General features: G+C 34.3%; 14 protein-coding genes and 2 pseudogenes. 11 read left to right on the top strand and 5 right to left on the bottom strand.

Annotation, left to right across the window (positions count from 1 at the left end; all coding sequences use genetic code 11):
* Positions 1 to 131: 131 nt before the first annotated feature.
* Positions 132 to 1,496 carry a sugar phosphate nucleotidyltransferase gene (locus RTL21_RS04390; protein ID WP_312093690.1) on the top strand — a complete coding sequence of 455 codons (1,365 nt, stop codon included), beginning with the start codon at positions 132 to 134 and terminating at the stop codon, positions 1,494 to 1,496.
* Between the two features lie 694 nt (positions 1,497 to 2,190).
* Here RTL21_RS04390 and RTL21_RS23300 read toward each other — a convergent pair.
* Positions 2,191 to 2,346: pseudogene (locus RTL21_RS23300) on the bottom strand (AAA family ATPase); the annotation flags it as partial.
* 520 nt (positions 2,347 to 2,866) lie between these two features.
* Here RTL21_RS23300 and RTL21_RS04380 point away from each other — a divergent pair.
* The 8 genes from RTL21_RS04380 (at position 2,867) to RTL21_RS04345 (ending at position 11,333) form a co-directional block, all read left to right on the top strand.
* Complete coding sequence (locus RTL21_RS04380) at positions 2,867 to 3,904, top strand: glycosyltransferase family 2 protein (protein ID WP_312093688.1); 1,038 nt, start codon at positions 2,867 to 2,869, stop codon at positions 3,902 to 3,904.
* Between the two features lie 31 nt (positions 3,905 to 3,935).
* On the top strand, positions 3,936 to 5,084 hold the full coding sequence (locus tag RTL21_RS04375; RefSeq protein WP_312093686.1) for a glycosyltransferase family protein: 1,149 nt from the start codon (positions 3,936 to 3,938) through the stop codon (positions 5,082 to 5,084).
* Positions 5,077 to 5,997, top strand: coding sequence for a glycosyltransferase (locus RTL21_RS04370; RefSeq protein WP_312093684.1), 921 nt, complete (start codon positions 5,077 to 5,079; stop codon positions 5,995 to 5,997). Before RTL21_RS04375 ends, RTL21_RS04370 begins: the two co-directional genes overlap by 8 nt.
* Before the next feature lie 3 nt (positions 5,998 to 6,000).
* On the top strand, positions 6,001 to 7,668 hold the full coding sequence (locus tag RTL21_RS04365) for an ATP-binding cassette domain-containing protein (protein WP_312093682.1): 1,668 nt from the start codon (positions 6,001 to 6,003) through the stop codon (positions 7,666 to 7,668).
* Between the two features lie 18 nt (positions 7,669 to 7,686).
* Positions 7,687 to 8,853: a glycosyltransferase gene (locus RTL21_RS04360; RefSeq protein WP_312093680.1), complete on the top strand. Its 1,167-nt coding sequence runs from the start codon at positions 7,687 to 7,689 to the stop codon at positions 8,851 to 8,853.
* Positions 8,854 to 8,872: 19 nt separating this feature from the next.
* Positions 8,873 to 9,991 carry a glycosyltransferase family 4 protein gene (locus tag RTL21_RS04355; protein WP_312093678.1) on the top strand — a complete coding sequence of 373 codons (1,119 nt, stop codon included), beginning with the start codon at positions 8,873 to 8,875 and terminating at the stop codon, positions 9,989 to 9,991.
* 25 nt (positions 9,992 to 10,016) lie between these two features.
* A complete protein-coding gene (locus RTL21_RS04350) occupies positions 10,017 to 11,054 on the top strand; it encodes a glycosyltransferase family protein (protein WP_312093676.1) in 1,038 nt (345 codons plus the stop codon).
* 150 nt (positions 11,055 to 11,204) lie between these two features.
* Entirely contained in the window at positions 11,205 to 11,333 is a 129-nt protein-coding gene (locus RTL21_RS04345; protein ID WP_312093674.1) for a hypothetical protein, read from the top strand.
* A 37-nt stretch (positions 11,334 to 11,370) separates the two neighbouring features.
* Here the strand turns inward: RTL21_RS04345 and RTL21_RS04340 are convergent, their stop codons facing one another.
* From RTL21_RS04340 to RTL21_RS04325, 4 genes and pseudogenes are all read right to left on the bottom strand, one after another.
* Positions 11,371 to 11,859: a hypothetical protein gene (locus tag RTL21_RS04340; RefSeq protein WP_312093672.1), complete on the bottom strand. Its 489-nt coding sequence runs from the start codon at positions 11,857 to 11,859 to the stop codon at positions 11,371 to 11,373.
* 298 nt (positions 11,860 to 12,157) lie between these two features.
* Complete coding sequence (gene hepT / locus RTL21_RS04335) at positions 12,158 to 12,571, bottom strand: type VII toxin-antitoxin system HepT family RNase toxin (RefSeq protein ID WP_016205396.1); 414 nt, start codon at positions 12,569 to 12,571, stop codon at positions 12,158 to 12,160.
* Positions 12,564 to 12,974, bottom strand: coding sequence for a type VII toxin-antitoxin system MntA family adenylyltransferase antitoxin (gene mntA / locus RTL21_RS04330; RefSeq protein ID WP_312093667.1), 411 nt, complete (start codon positions 12,972 to 12,974; stop codon positions 12,564 to 12,566). Before mntA ends, hepT begins: the two co-directional genes overlap by 8 nt.
* Before the next feature lie 321 nt (positions 12,975 to 13,295).
* Positions 13,296 to 13,566: pseudogene (locus RTL21_RS04325) on the bottom strand (ATP-binding protein); the annotation flags it as partial.
* Positions 13,567 to 14,054: 488 nt separating this feature from the next.
* Here RTL21_RS04325 and RTL21_RS04320 point away from each other — a divergent pair.
* A complete protein-coding gene (locus RTL21_RS04320; RefSeq protein WP_312093665.1) occupies positions 14,055 to 15,590 on the top strand; it encodes a YifB family Mg chelatase-like AAA ATPase in 1,536 nt (511 codons plus the stop codon).
* The gene (locus tag RTL21_RS04315) at positions 15,590 to 16,135 is read left to right on the top strand and encodes a transposase (RefSeq protein WP_312093663.1); all 546 of its coding nucleotides are present in this window, start codon (positions 15,590 to 15,592) and stop codon (positions 16,133 to 16,135) included. The genes RTL21_RS04320 and RTL21_RS04315 overlap by 1 nt, the downstream gene beginning before the upstream one ends.
* Positions 16,136 to 16,316 lie beyond the last annotated feature (181 nt).

Raw genomic sequence — 16,316 nt, 5'->3', positions numbered from 1 at the left:
GGGAGCAAATTATTAGCGGTGAGTATCAGCATTATTTTGAGAAGCAGTATACGTTATAGTTATCAATTGAAAAAATACTCAACTTTTTAGCTGAGTATTTTTATTATATTATATGAGATCGGAGAATATATATGAGATTAGTATTGTTATCTGGGGGATCAGGGAAAAGACTTTGGCCCTTATCAAATGATGCACGCTCAAAGCAATTTTTGAAAGTATTAGAAGATGAAAAGAAACAACAAGTTTCCATGGTTCAAAGAGTATATAATCAATTAGAAGCGGTTGGGTTAGGGAAGTCTTCTATAATTGCAACAAGTGCTTCTCAAGTAGATATGATAAAAAATCAGATTGGTAATAAAGTTTCTATAGTAGTCGAACCAGACAGACGTGATACTTTTCCAGCCATAGCTTTATCTGCTTCCTATCTATTTTCAGAATGTAATACAGATTTAGAGGAAGTTATTGGTGTATTACCGGTGGATCCTTATGTGGAAAATGATTTTTTTCAAAAAGTAGTTGAATTAGAAGAGGCTTTAAATCAATCAAAAGCTGATTTAGCATTAATGGGAGTAAATCCAACATTTCCTTCTTCGAAATATGGATATATAGTTCCAAATGAATTTAAAGAAAATGCCTATTTAAAAGTCAGTCATTTTAAAGAAAAGCCTAGTCAAGAAGAAGCTAGAAAATTAATAGAGGATGGAGCATTATGGAATTGTGGAGTATTTGCTTTTAAATTATCATTTATTATAAAAATGATAGAAAATCTTGGATTATCAACTCAATATAAAAAGTTAATACAACAATATGATAATTTTAATAAAAATAGCTTTGACTATGAGGTTGTTGAAAAGGCAAGAGAAATTATTATGTTACAATACGAAGGTTATTGGAAGGATTTAGGGACTTGGAACACTCTTACTGAAGAGATGTCAAAAAATATTATGGGGATAGGAACAATTAGTGAGGACTGTGATAATGTTCATTTAATTAATGAATTGGAGATTCCTATAGCTGTATTGGGTGGAAAAGATTTAATTGTAGCTGCTTCACCAGACGGAATATTAGTAAGTGACAAAGAGTCTAGTCCGAAACTAAAAGAATTAATTGTGGATTTTGACCAACGTCCAATGTACGAAGAACGCATCTGGGGCTGGTATAAAGTACTTGATTTTGTAAAATACAATAAAGATAAAGAGGTATTGACTAAAAAAATCTGTATTCAAACTGGAAAAAATCTTAGTCACCACTATCATGAGTACCGAACAGAAGTATGGACTGTAGTTAAAGGTATGGGAGAATTAATAATAAATAATGATTCCCGCATAATTATGGCAGGAGACGTTATTGAAATTTCACCATATATTAGTCATGCAGTTAGAGCAATAGAAGAATTAGAAATAATTGAAGTTCAAAGAGGAACAAATATCATTGAAGAAGATATTAAGGAACCAATTTTTTCATGGGATGATATTTTATTAACCCTAAATACTTAAGTTAATCCTTCTATAATTTAATAAAATTGAAGAAGGAAAGTAAATAATAAAATCACAGTTGCGAACAGGTTATATTGCTTATTAAAATTCCTTTTAGAGATTATTAATTACCAAAAAATACTAAGTAATTCGATTGCTAGTTTACTTATTTCAGATGGTGCAAATAAATATCATGACTGCAATGGTGCTGCTAATAGATATAGGGGAATTGATAATTAAACGGATTCATAAAAGTGTTGATAATTATCAATCACTATTAAAATGGATTCAGATAACTTTAGACAACAAGATTTCATGAGATGTTTTAGCAAAAGGTATAGAAGTTGTTGTTTCTGAAGCAGCACTGAAAAAGGAAATTTACAATGATAACGGCAAAGGGAATTTACCATGCTTGCCATGTTTATTACTAATAAATTCACCACACCATTCCAATTCGTTTACCGATCATAATAAAACCCTACAGAATACTAGCTTAATAAACTGTAGGGATTTTCTTTTACAGACTGTTGTTAATTAGAATTGTATTCGGAATATTCTATAATCCTTTTTATTGCCCACTTAAATATGTCTTTTTGGTTTCTTTCCGTAGATGTTCATAAACTGCTTTTTTGGATTCTTCGAGAACGGGTACCAGCTTTTGTATCCGACATAGTATAAGTATTCCTATAACTCCCTTAATTCTTTTTTTGTCTTATTACTGTGCTCCACTTAGTCTGTGGAGTTCACGCATGGATATACGCTCTAAAATAGCTTCTACACTCATTTCATTCCCTAATTTGGTATGCCATCCTCTAGGATCAATTTGCGAACAGAAAATAGTTGAAGTAACTTTATGGCGAGATTCCTGTAACCCTCACGTAGAATTAAACAGTTTTTATAAAAAAATTTTAAACAATTTTCATCAATTAAGATTCAACACTTTGATCATTCCATGGCCATAAGGGCTGAAGGATTTCATATTCATATCAAATCCAGTCATTTAGTCCTAGTGATGTTTTTAATTGATATTTCTCGTTTGTTAACTTCTCAACGTCCTTTTTAAGAAGGGAATTCTCCTCTAACAATCTAGCACTTTTTGTTGTGTAATCTATGCCTTCCTCATAGGCAGTTCATCTACCGGACACCAATCATTATATCTATGTAGAACCTCCTCAACGGACGACTATCAAATGAAGGAACTCACTCATGGTAACAAAGTAAATTTGAAACCTTTTGAATAGCTTCTATGCATAATCCTACCTTAAACCGAGGATTACAATTATTCCCAATAAGATTATAATGATTATTTAAGTCTTTTGTACTATAATATTTTTACTATGATAATTATATGAACATTTATTCTTACTTTGTTCCTAAAAAGGATTGATTTAATGATTGAATTAAGCATCATCATACCTATTTATAATGCAGATGAATATTTAGATAAATGTATAAGCTCAGTTCTCTGCCAAACCTATAAAAACTTTGAACTTATTCTGATTAATGATGGATCTAGTGATACTAGTTTATCTATTTGTCAGAAGTATCAATTATTAGATAAAAGAGTGAAGCTCTATCATCAAGAAAATAATGGTCCTTCTTCTGCACGTAATGTTGGTATAGATAATGCTAAAGGTGAATACATAGCATTTATTGATGCAGATGATTATATTACAGAAGATATGTATACGGATTTAATGTCTATTATAAAAAAAGAAAACTGTGATTTAGTCATAAGTCCATTGATTCATGAATTTATTGGCAGAAAGAATAAAGAAATTTATCCGGCTAATCTAGATTATTATGGAATTATCAACAATTCACGTATAGATATAAATAAAATATATCCGTTATTTGAAAACGGTATCGTTAATGGTCCTTGCGGCAAGATTTACAAAGCAAGCATTATTAAAGAGCATAAATTAAAAATGCCAGAGGGAATTCAGTATGCGGAAGATTTAATATTCAATATTGAATATTTATATTATTGCAATGCTATTTATCTCACAGACAAAGCCTTTTACTATTATGTGAAAAAAAAATCAGGTTCCTTAACTACTAGCTATACGGAAAGACTATTTTATTTTATCGACACGGCACATGATAAAACAATTGAATACTTTTCTTCTAAATTGAATGCTGATAGGGAGTTAGAACGTACTATTCATTATTTTACTATCCAAAACGTTATTTCTAGTTTTACAAATCTATTTGATAAAGATTGTACCAAGTCCAAACAAGAAAAGAAGGAATTTATTCGTGACATTGTGAACAATGAACTGGTAAAAAACAAAATTGATAAAGCGTATAAACCAGGATTATTTCCTTTTCTTTATAAAGTATTTCTACAAACTAGATTTGTTCATGGAATTTACTATACTTGTAAATATTATCGCTTTGTTACTAAAAGACTATTATTACGTGTATAAGAGCAAAGTGAAAATAAAAGAGGAAGAACTTATGAAAACAATCAATTTTATTTGTTATGACGAACATACTGGGTATGGAATTGCCTCTTCATCACTTATGCACGCACTGTTAGATGAAGAAATAAAAATTGCAAAAACGCTAATTAAGCCAGGGAAGGTAGAACAAGGTGGACAGTTACTATTAGACGAAACTACTGATCAGATAGATGCTGTTCTTATCCATACTGTTCCAGAATATTATCCCTATTGGCTTAATAAACGGAAGAAAACCAACCCTGATGTACCGGTTTTTGGATATACCGCTTGGGAAACTGACTGTATACCTCCACATTGGCCAGATCTTCTTAATAAGATGGATGGCATCTTTGTGCCAAGTCACTGGAATAAAGAGGTGTTTTTATCATGTGGAGTAAAAGTTCCAATTCACGTTCTACCTCATATTTCAGAATTTCATGGAATCCAACCAAGTGATCCTCTATCTCCTGACTTATTAGATATTTTAAAGCAGATCGAGGGAGATTACATTTTCTATTCCATCGGAATGTGGAATGAAAGGAAAAACATTCCCTTTTTATTACATTCGTTTTTAAAGGAATTTGCGGCGACAGAAAACGTAACTCTTTTATTAAAAACGGATTCTTTAGACTGGACTACTTATCAAAATTCTTGGAAGAAGTATTTTGGACGACCATCCTTTCAACCTGCTTCTACTAGTTTTCAATCGATTGTGGATTCATATACAGAACCTGCAAAAGTAATCCATTTAACGAGTAATCTTTCTTCTAATGATATAGCTTGGATCCATTCTCTAGGAAATTGCTTTGTCTCATTCACGCACGGTGAAGGATGGGGAATGGGAGCTTATGAGGCTGCTTGGTTTGGCAATTCAGTTGCCATTACCGGATATGGTGGACAATTAGATTTTTTATCATCCAGTAATGCTTATCTTGCACCCTATTCGTTAGGACCTGTTTCAACTGCCTTTGGAAAAAACTCCTATCGTAAAGAACAAAAGTGGGCAAATATTGAATTAAATGAAGCACAAAACATATTAAGAAGTATCTATCAGAATCAATCGAAAGCATCACAAAAAGCTTCCTTATTAGAAAATGAAACACGAGCGAAATTTACAAAAGAAGTTATTGCAAATAAATGTATCGAGGTATTACTAAATGACTAAAATTCCTAGAATCTTTCATTTTGTGTTTGGATTAAGACCCCAAACCGAACCCTTTCATCTTTCTCATTATTTAGCTATTCAATCATGTATAGAAATAAATAAACCAGAAAAGATTATCTTTCACTATGAACATAAGCCTTATGGAGAATGGTGGGATAAGATTAAAGATAAGATTCATTTAAATCCTATTAAAAAAAATGCATATATGAATGACTTTCAATATAAAAACCCTGCTTTAGCTAAATTTCGATATGCCCATTTATCGGATATTTCTAGGCTAGAAATCCTGCTAGAATATGGAGGCGTATATGCAGATATTGATACTGTTTTTGTTAAAAGGATTCCAGATGCTTTCTTTGAACATCCTTGTGTAATGGGGATGGAGAAAGTCGATTGGAATATGCCTGCAGCGAAGAATGCAGGTGGATCCTTATGTAATGCCTTCATTATGGCAGAGAAAAATTCTGCTTTCATCAAGGAATGGCTAAAAGTCATATTAGATGAGTTTGATGGAACATGGAGTGCTCATTCTACATTTTTACCCTATCGATTAAGTAGAAAGTATCCTGCTACCATTCATATTGAACCGGAAAGTGCTTTCTTTTATTGTGATTGGTCTCAAGCCGGTATTCATAATTTATTTAACAAAAATATTAGTTTACCGGATAATGTCTATACTCTTCATTTATGGAGCCATTTATGGTGGGATAAAAAGCGCTGTGATTTCACTTATTTTCATGAGGGACGATTAACGGCAAACTATGTGAATTTCGGTAACACTACTTATAGCAATTTAACGAGAAAGTTCTTACCATCAGACACTTATGTAAATCTAAATCAATACAAAAAAGAAGTAAGGAAAAATTATCTTGAGACGATTAAATTATTTTTTCAGCTGAAAAAGGGGTTATAAAGCGTGTTTAAGAAAACAACACTAGTTAAATCATTCGAAAGACTGTCTTATATCTACCATGCTAGCCCTACTGATTTAAAAGGAAAAATGAAGCTATCTCTATTGTTAACATGTCTTCTTCCGATCATTGATTTAATCATTGTTTTTATTATGTACCTTTTGGTAATGTGCCTACAGAGTGAACAAGTAACATTTTTAAGTTTTTCGATTAAGGGAAATTTCCTTCCTATTATTATTTGTGGATTTATTCTCATGACGCTAATTAGACAAGTTATCGAGTTTTTATCCGTTAAGCAATCAAGGAGATTTACGCAATTATTGTACCGTGAATATTCCTCCCAGTTATTAGATAATTATTTGAATTTACCTTGGATAAGGTTTTCTGAGGAAACAAAGCCTGTCAGAATGAAACATATCACAGCAACTTCCCTTGATAGTGCCTTTTCTTATCAAGTGCTCTTTAATTTTATTGGTTCTTTCATTACTTTACTTCTTCTAGCTGGAACGATGTTTGTTGTTGCTCCATTCATTGTACTTAGTGGGCTTATCATTGTACTGTTATTCAATAAGCTAACCAGTTCAAAAATGAAAGCTAAAATAAACCAAGCAACCCATGAACATAATGTTTATGAACAAAATTTTTATAATAGACTTCATGAAAATTTAAATATGTTCAGAGAAACAAAACTATTCGGTGTCACCAATATAATGAAAAATCGTGCGAAGTCAGAATTACAGCTATTAAGCGATACGAAGATAAAGCTATCCATTTTTCCGCATATTCCCAAGATATTGTTAGAATCCATTTTTACGATTGCTGTTGGGATAGGATTACTCTATTTTATCCTAGCTGATAAAGGGAAAACACCAGAATTGATTGCAAGCCTAGCTTCCTTTGCTATCCTTTCTAGACGACTGATTCCCTCTATGTCTCTCTTGCTCTCCTCTTATGCAGAGTTAGAAGGCACATATAGTCAGTTAAAGATCCTCAATAGAGAGCTTGTCTCTTCCGATAATCATTACAAGAAAAATTTGATCGAATTACCGGAAAATATTTTATTGGATATTTGTAATATTACGTTCTCCTATAGCAAAGAGCAACAAACAATTAACGATTTGTCCTTTCAAGTTCCTATTGGAGAGTGCATCTCTTTTATGGGGAATTCCGGTAAAGGAAAAAGTACATTAATGATGATTATTGCTGGTTTGATTGAACCAGATGAAGGAACAGTCTATCAATCTAAAAGTATATTTACAGCTAATGATCGTATTGCCTATGTCCCACAAGAAACTACCTTATTAAGTGGGAGTATATTAGAGAATATCGTATTTGGTAATGACAACATAGAGGAACAAAGAATTTGGCAAGTTCTTTCGAAAGTCCAATTAGATGAACTAATTCGTGAATATCCTAATGGATTACACACTTATATCGGTGACAACGGGATTTTCCTTTCAGGAGGGCAAAGGCAACGAATAGGAATTGCTCGTGCACTGTACCATAATCCCAAACTTCTGCTTCTGGATGAAGCGACTTCTGCTTTAGATGAAAAAACAGAGAAGGAAGTAATGGCAAATATCCAAGAACAGATGAAAGAGGGAAGCATTATATTTATCTCCCATCGAAAAGAGAATTCTACTCATTTTGCAACACGCATTATCGAAATATAAAAGAAAGAAGCTATTCGTATGAAGAAATTATTGTTTATTTCTCCTGTTTTTCCAAATGCAAATGGTCCTGGTAGGGAAAAACGTGCACACCAATGGATAAAGAAATTAGCCGAAGATTATGAAATTCATTTGTTAGTTGTCACGCCTCTATTGGATAAAAATCTAGGACATATAGAAGCTGTTTCTTCTGTAAAAGTAATCACTTTAGAATCTTCTTCACAGACTAGATTACTAGAGATAGTACAACTTCTATTTAGAAGAACAGCAGCTTCAAAATTATTCGGTTGGTATCCATTATCTATATTCAATAAAGAAAAGTTAACTAGTTTCTATAAACATATACCTTTTGATACGATTTTATGTTTTCGACTATATTTAATGGATTTTGCCCTATATCTAAAAGAATTAACTAAACCTTCCAGAATAGAACTGGATATGGATGATTTAGAATCACTAACGCACTATAAGATAGCAAAACTCTTCATAAAGAATTATCGCATCAGAAATGGATTTCGCTTCCTTCTAACCAGTTATCATTTTTTTGCATCGGAGAAAAGAATACAGACAGTTTTTGATAAAGTGTATGTATGCTCGCAACAGGACCAAGCTACTTTACAAAAGAAATTCAAAAAAATACCTATAAAGATAATGCCGAATCGGATTCACGGATTCGAAAGGGAGTTAAGACTTTCAGAAAATCCATATGTCCTTCTTTTTGTAGGTTCATTGAATTATTATCCTAATGAAGAAGCGGTCACTTGGTTTATACGAAAAGTACTACCGAAGCTACGTGCATCAAACGATCAATGGGAATTACATGTCGTCGGATATAGCAACAAGACTAAATTTATCGAACTTCTTAACCGTACAGAAGGGGTTATTTACCACGGACAAGTTGAAGATTTAACACCTATCTATGCTAATGCCTATCAAATCATTTCCCCTCTCCATGCTGGTGGAGGTACAAAGCTTAAGATTATGGAGGCAATGATGTATGGTCGTCCTATTATAGCTACAAATGAATCTGTCTATGGACTAGAGTTAGTACCCTACGAACACTATATTCCAGCCGAAACTGCAGAAGACTTTCTAGTAGCTTGTAAAAAACTTGCTACAGATGCAACTTTATCACAAATGTTAGTACAGCAAGCAAGGAAGGTCTTAAAGGAAAAATATCATTATTAAGCCAATGGAGGAAATGAGAATGAAGCTATTAGTAGACCCCGAAATATTCTTTTATGGGCGATGTGGTATGGTCCGTTATTATAGCACCCTATTTAAGGAATTACAAAAAAGAGGGATTGATATAGAAATCCCGTTAATTTTTTCTGGAAGTGACTTTATTGATGGGAAATTACAGTCACTTGAGCACATTAATAAATTAATCCCAGCTGGTTTTGGCTGGAACAAATTTGTTCAAGTGCTCAATAAAGTATCTATGAAGAGATATCATCGGAAAATCAAAGAAGGAAATTATGATGCTGTGTTTATTACGTCTCCGATATTCGATGATGCTGTTTTCTCTTTCTTGCCGGAAAACAAGAGAACAATGATGGTCGTACATGATACGATGCGCTGTGTACTTGGGCCTGATGGATTATTTGATCCTGCTGGTAGTAATGCAGATCGACTAGCCTACTTAATCCATCACGTTTCTACCGTTATTGCAATTTCTAATCAAACAAAAGAAGATATTCTAAACCTTACACCGATTGAAGAAGATCATATAAAAGTTGTTCACACTGGAAATTTACTTTCACTACATATGGAAAAGAAACCATCCATAGTACTGCCAGATAGCTACCTATTATTTGTTGGGGACCGAACAGGGAGAAAAAATTTCCGATTCTTCATCCAGTCAATAGCAACGTGGTTAAGAGAGGAACATAAAAATTTAAAAATTGTTTGTACTGGCAAATCGAATAAATGGGAACAAGCCTTGCTAAAAAAATTAGGGATTGAGGATAGAATCATCTATATCGATTCACCAGACGAAATACTTGTCCATTTATATAAACATGCAGTAGCACTAATTTTTCCTTCACTATATGAAGGATTTGGCTTACCCGTCTTAGAAGCTATGTCTCTCGGGTGTCCGGTCCTAACCTCCACTACAGGAGCACTCCAAGAAGTAGGAGGAGATGCAGTTGTCTATGTAGATCCAACAAGTGCTACCTCTATTCTAGAAGGGGTCAAAAGCATTGTTGAAGATTCTGCTCTACGACAATCTTTATCAACAAAAGGGCTAACTCAATCAAAAAAATTTACTTTATCAAACATGACGGATATGTTCGAAAAAGAAATAAAAAAATCCATTATATAACTCATTACACGTTAGGAGAAAAAAATTGCTATCATTTTGCACAGTCATCACTCAAAATTATCTATCACAAACTCTAGTACTGTATGAATCGTTAAAAGAACATCATCCAGCATTATCTTTTTATTGTTTCGTAATTGATGGAGATGCTACCCATCCTATATATGAGGATATACCATTTGAAGTGCTCTTTTTAGAAGATGTGAAGATTAAAAATATAGAGGATATGGTTATCTACTATACCGCCTTTGAGCTATGTAATGCAGTAAGACCTTCCTTCATTAAACACTTAATGACAGTTCTCGGGAAAGAAAAAGTTATCTATTTAGATTCTGATATATATGTTACCAGCTCATTCCAGGAAATTGATAATCATTTAGATCAGTGCCTATTTAGTTTTACCCCGCATATCACCGAAGCACTGCCATTAGATGGAGAACAACCAGATGATTTACAATTATTACAAGTGGGCATTTACAATAGCGGATTCTGGATGTTTAGAAAGCATGAACGTTCTTTGGAAATGCTTGATTGGCTCATTAGTCGATTTGAAATCTATTGCTTTAATGATTTATCAAGAAGAATGTTCTGTGACCAAAAATTATTACCCATGCTTACCCATTTATATAAAGAGGATTTTCTTAGCCTTGATGCTCCACAGTATAATGTGGCACATTGGAATATTTTTCAACGGGAAATATCTTATCAAAAGGAACGCTATTGGATAGACGAAAAACCAATCGTCTTTTTTCATATGAGCGGGTTTGATTCAGCTAATCCAAGTAAGCTTACCCATCATTTACATCGAATGACAAAGGAAAAATTAGAGATACTACAACCGCTCTTGAACAACTATGCTAACCTATTGAATAGCAAGAGGTTAGATTCCATTGCCAATTCATATAAATATGATATTGACTTAAAGTCTGGATTGCTACTAACAAATTTTCGTAGACAGTATTACTTTGCTAATCGAACATTTGAGGGTGTTGTAAAAGAGGAAAAAAGAAGAGGGTGGAAAAAAATTAAGAGAATTGTAAATAGATTGATTTTTAGAATCCGGTGAATGAAATTCTTTGTCACAGTGACGCCCCGGAATTTGTCGAAGATTGATAGAGAGTTAGATTGTGTGAATGATAAACTGAAATAGCAACTGGATATTGGTGGTTGGTTGTTGCGCTTTTTTCCGTTTAGGAAAGGAGGTGATTACGGCCAGGTGCACTGTGACCATGAGTTAGAAAAACAATGGCAAGTAAAAAAAGGTGCACTGAATTCCATCATTGAAATTATCACAAAAGTTATCACGCCGATTAATAAAAAAGGACACCAAACGAAACGGGATTAAACCGCTTGTTCAGTGTCCTCCAGTTGGCTAGTAGAACTTATTTATTGGAATATTTCTCTTTTAGTTCTTGGTATTCCTGATAAAAAATGAAATCTGATTCCTCATAAACATTTTCAATATTCCTTAATTCCCTTATCTTTTCCAATTCATCATAGAGTTTTTTCTTTAAATCTTCATCCAACTGTGCATCTTTCATTAAAAATATTAAACTAATAAAATGTAGATATAGATTTGTTCTATAATTTTCTGATTCATACCAGTTTTTTTTTCCTATCCGCTCTCTGTATATTGGATAAAGTAATGCTACCAATAAAGATAGAGTCGAAATTGTAATTGCTTTATCTGCTGTATCTAATGAACTATTCCTTACGAATAAAATAAAAAATATTACAAAAGCTAATGTAGTAACGGACAGAAGCATTACTGTTTTATTAAATACTTTGGCATACTTCTTAAGTTTGTAAATTAAAAATAATTCATTATTAAATTTCCTTAACATCTTTTTATTAATTTCATTACTCTTCAAAACTCTTCCCCCTCATCAAAATTAATCTACTGATTTAGCCACCTAGATCACGTCTTTTAGTTGACTGATAGAAATACTTTCGCTGCACAGTGACGCCCCGAAAAATCTTGTTTGACAGGAATGTTTCACTTTGACTTGTCGATTGATATTCATATGGAACTGAATATCAATCGACAGAGAGGTGATAGTCGGACCGTACTTTCGCTGTTTTCCATTTAGACATTTTGTAAGGTTTAGATGGTAGAGGGGAAAGTGCGAATTTCTCCTCATCCTCAGGTGTGGTCACTGTGACCACGAATTAATGATTCTCCTCCAGTTGTAAAATCACTTTCGTAAAAACTTTAAAATCATTAATATGTTTTTCTAGGATCGCCTCTAATATATCAAGCTCTAACGTCTGGTAGTCATGTACAGCAATATTTCGGAATCCGACCATATTCATCAATGTATTTGCTAAGCTTTTTTCAATTAATCCAGCATTTAGTAGCAATTTAAATGCTTCACGACTCGCTTTTGGTACTCCAAGCTTGCGTTTACTGACAATATGCATCGCTAAATCAATGCTCGCTTCACAAGCACGTTGAATATTTAAAATGATACTATCCTGTTTTGTAAAGTCCGTTAAGTTTGCAGGATTGTCTTCGTACACTTCATAAATACGCTTAACACAACGTTCAATTGTCGTCGTTTTATTTAAAATAACATCATTCATTGCCGAATACACTCCCTCTTTCTTTGATCGCATTAATAATTGTAGCACGTTGCTCACTTAACGTAGCATACATGCTATAAGCACGCATTTTTTGGCATGTAAATTCGTTCTCGTCATGTATATAAATCGGATTGCCTTGCTCAAAAATCTGCATTGTAAATACTGTATCGATTTGTTTAATGTCGACTAAATCGACTTCCCGACCGGCAATTGCAGCAAGCTCAGAAGCAAGCATAAAACGTTCATAAGATGATAGCTTCTTGTCACTGAAATAAGCAAGATCGATATCACTTTCATCATGTGTCGTGCCTTTAGCGAATGAACCAAATAGAATGACGAAGGCTGGGTTTGTGTCTAGAATGATTTTATCAACTAACTTCTTTTGAAATTCTTCTTTTAGCATGCTTATCACCGTCCTTTCTCATATTATAAAGCTTATAAGGAAAAACCGCACATATAGGGACATGGGGTTAGGGACATGGGGTCAGGTTCCTTGTCCCAAACTCAAGGGACGCCAAGAAAAAAATCTTGTTTCACAGGATGTTATATGTGTGTGATGGTTATAGAAATTTGTTAATAGATTGTTGCAGAAGAATAGAGCAAATCTTATTTGACGCTTACTTTACTAATAGGGTATCGTAGCACAGAGACGTCTTGAAATGTTTATGGCAAGCAAAAAATGCATAAGACGGCAATCAAAAATGTTACCACTTGCCAACGGAATTTAACAACTCTGTATGATTGATTCTTTATAGCGACTATCGCCGTTAAATACGATTAAATGAGAATGATGAATGAGTCGATCAATGACTGCTTCCGTTAAAATTGGATCTTCAAATACATGATTCCATTGACCAAACTGTGGGTTAGTGGTGATAATAATACTTTTTGTTTCATAACACATAGAAATAACTTGAAATAATAATTCTGCTCCTTGTTTATTACAAGCGAATATAACCTAATTCATCTAGGATTAAAAGATCTAACTTTTCGTAAGCGTAAAATATTTTACGCTTACGTTATAACTAATGCCTGATAAAGATAAAATGCGACTAGCCTTAACTGCTAAAAACATTCCTGATTATATTTATAGTAAATTGGAGCAACTAGATAGTGAAATAAGGTTAACGCCTTACATTAAGGGACGGTCACAGTGACGCCTCGAATAATCTTGTTTCATATAAATGTTTCACAGGAGGCTTTGTGCGTGATTGCTGTTGGAATTTATTGAAGAAGAAGTACAGCAAGTGTATTGTTGTCTTCTTTTTTTATTTACATTTTGGCAGGGGAATTTGATTATTTTGTAGAATATTCGAGTGGTAGATTGTTTTTTTCCCCTGCTAGTTGTTCATGTTCTAAAAAGATTTCCTTCTATATTAACCTCGATTGATTTATCTTCCTATTTTCCTTCTTTCTCGAATTGTTTCTTTCCCAGTGTTTTCATTCATCGTACTATAAAACTAAATAGTTTGGAGGGTTTTGCATGACCGTAAAGGTTTCAAGTATTGGTTTGAAAGGATTAGAGGGTTATCGTGTGCAGGTGGAGGTGTGGATATCACAGAACACGGAGTCTATGGTAATTGTTGGTTTGCCTGATGCTTCTGTTAAGGAGTCAAGGGAGAGAGTGTTGGCGTCGATTGCTCATTTTGATTTGGATGTAACGGATAAGAAGGTGGTTGTGAATCTATCTCCGCCTGATCAAAAGAAAAATGGTTCGCTGTTTGATCTGGCTATCGCAATTGCTGCTTTGAAGGAACTGGGGGAGGTGAAGCGTGAGATTCCCGTAGATACGGCGTTTATTGGAGCATTATCGCTTGATGGTTCGATTGCGAGTGGGGAAGGGATATTACCTGCTGTTATTGCGGCAAATGGGCTTGGGATCAAAAAAGTATATCTACCTTATGATTCGGTGCTGCCACTCCATATGCTACAGGATATTGAATGTATAGTTGTGTCTCATATCGAGGAAGTCGTTCAGCACTTGGAAGGGCAAGAAAGCATGCCGTTTCATCCTCGGTTTTCTTCGGAGAATCATCTAACTTCAGATGTTGACACACATCAAAAGGATTTCTGCCATGTGATTGGACATGAGAAAGCAAAAAGAGCATTAGAAATTGCTGCAGCTGGTGAGCATAATTTGCTAATGAATGGTCCGCCTGGCTGTGGAAAGAGCTTGTTAGCTGAATCTTTTCCCTCCATCATACCTTCATTAACAAATCAAGCACAGCTGGAAGTGATGAGTTTGTATCAGCTTGCTCGTGAAAAACGTATCCATAATCAATTGGTTCCTTTCAGGCATCCCCATCATTCTGCTTCTGCTGTCGCCATTATTGGTGGTGGGTCGAACCCGCGACCAGGTGAAATATCGATGGCCCACCATGGGATCCTTTTTCTCGATGAGATTGCAGAATTCTCCAAAAAAACGATTGATATGCTCCGTCAACCACTTGAAACGGGTGAAGTAACCATTAGCCGAGCGCATTCTACTGTGACGTATCCAGCTTCTTTTATTTTAGTAGGTGCTATGAACCCTTGTCCATGTGGATACCTCGGTTCTCTTCATCATTATTGCACCTGTTCCCAAAAGCAAATTCAAGCCTACCAAAATAGATTGTCAGGTCCTATCTATGACCGAATGGATATCCTCTTATCTTTACAGTCTGTAAATGTTAACCAGCCTCCCACGACGCAGGAAGCCTCTAGTGATATTCGTGAACGAGTGGAAACAGCACGCATGCGCCAGTTTGAGCGGTATCAACAAGAAGTATCCAATGCGAAGGTTCCGTTTGAAATTTTGGTGGAAACGAGTGCCTTAACAACAGAACAGAAAAAGACGCTCACCCAAATATCTTCTAAGCAAAACTGGAGCAACCGTGTTCAGATTAAAATTATCAGACTTGCAAGGACCATTTCTGATTTAGCAGGAGAGGAAAGAATAGCTGACCAAGCCATTTGGGAAGCGATGACCTTAAGACGCTGGGGACAGAATAAACAAATGACGATTGCGAGGGAGAAATAATGCCCTACAAGAAAAGAGTGTATACACCAGAGCGATTTTATCATATTGTTTCCAGGGGGAATCGACGTGACCCTTTGTTTCGGAATGTCAGTGATTTTCAAGCTTTTCTTCATATTCTAACGCAACTCTACGAAAAGTCCCCCTTTGAAATCGCCTCTTATTGCCTCATGAATAATCATTTTCATTTACAATTGCGTTCTAGTGAAGTGCCCATTTCAAAGCTAATGGCACTGATCAATAAACGTTATGCCAATTACTATAACACCAAATACCGTTTAACTGGCCATGTCTTTGAAAAACGGTTTTATGACAAAATTATTGAGGACAAAGAAGGTATGTTAGAAGTTAGCCGTTATATACACCTTAACCCAGTTGAGGCGAGAATGGTTAAGCTGGCAGAATACTATCCTTGGAGTAGCTATCAATATTATAAGAAGAATTCTACAGTACCTTGTTTTATGAATGTGAATTTTTTACTAGATTATTATGAAGGAACATCGACACAGAAACGGGAAAAGTACTGTAGTAGCGTAACCAATAATTGAAAATCAAGTGTCAGGCACCGCAAAAAGACAAAAAGCTATATTCTGTCTCCTTAATTTGAAATTTTTATAGAGTGATTGTCAATCCTATCTTAGTTTATCAATAGAATATTCTATTAGATTATTAAGAAGGGATATTAAAGCAGAAACAAGAGAAATATCATTCCGTTGTGAATGCTTGCCT

The organism is Niallia sp., assembly GCF_031978665.1.
In the GTDB taxonomy this organism is placed as follows: domain Bacteria; phylum Bacillota; class Bacilli; order Bacillales; family Cytobacillaceae; genus Niallia.
This window is presented reverse-complemented; position numbering and strand designations above follow the sequence as displayed.

What these genes read in the sequence shown, in the direction of transcription:
- RTL21_RS04390 (WP_312093690.1), top strand. Translation starts at nt 132, where the DNA reads ATGAGATTAGTATTGTTATCTGGGGGATCAGGGAAAAGACTTTGGCCC.
- RTL21_RS04380 (WP_312093688.1), top strand. Translation starts at nt 2,867, where the DNA reads ATGATTGAATTAAGCATCATCATACCTATTTATAATGCAGATGAATAT.
- RTL21_RS04375 (WP_312093686.1), top strand. Translation starts at nt 3,936, where the DNA reads ATGAAAACAATCAATTTTATTTGTTATGACGAACATACTGGGTATGGA.
- RTL21_RS04370 (WP_312093684.1), top strand. Translation starts at nt 5,077, where the DNA reads ATGACTAAAATTCCTAGAATCTTTCATTTTGTGTTTGGATTAAGACCC.
- RTL21_RS04360 (WP_312093680.1), top strand. Translation starts at nt 7,687, where the DNA reads ATGAAGAAATTATTGTTTATTTCTCCTGTTTTTCCAAATGCAAATGGT.
- RTL21_RS04355 (WP_312093678.1), top strand. Translation starts at nt 8,873, where the DNA reads ATGAAGCTATTAGTAGACCCCGAAATATTCTTTTATGGGCGATGTGGT.
- hepT (WP_016205396.1), bottom strand. Translation starts at nt 12,571, where the DNA reads ATGAATGATGTTATTTTAAATAAAACGACGACAATTGAACGTTGTGTT.
- mntA (WP_312093667.1), bottom strand. Translation starts at nt 12,974, where the DNA reads ATGCTAAAAGAAGAATTTCAAAAGAAGTTAGTTGATAAAATCATTCTA.
- RTL21_RS04320 (WP_312093665.1), top strand. Translation starts at nt 14,055, where the DNA reads ATGACCGTAAAGGTTTCAAGTATTGGTTTGAAAGGATTAGAGGGTTAT.
- RTL21_RS04315 (WP_312093663.1), top strand. Translation starts at nt 15,590, where the DNA reads ATGCCCTACAAGAAAAGAGTGTATACACCAGAGCGATTTTATCATATT.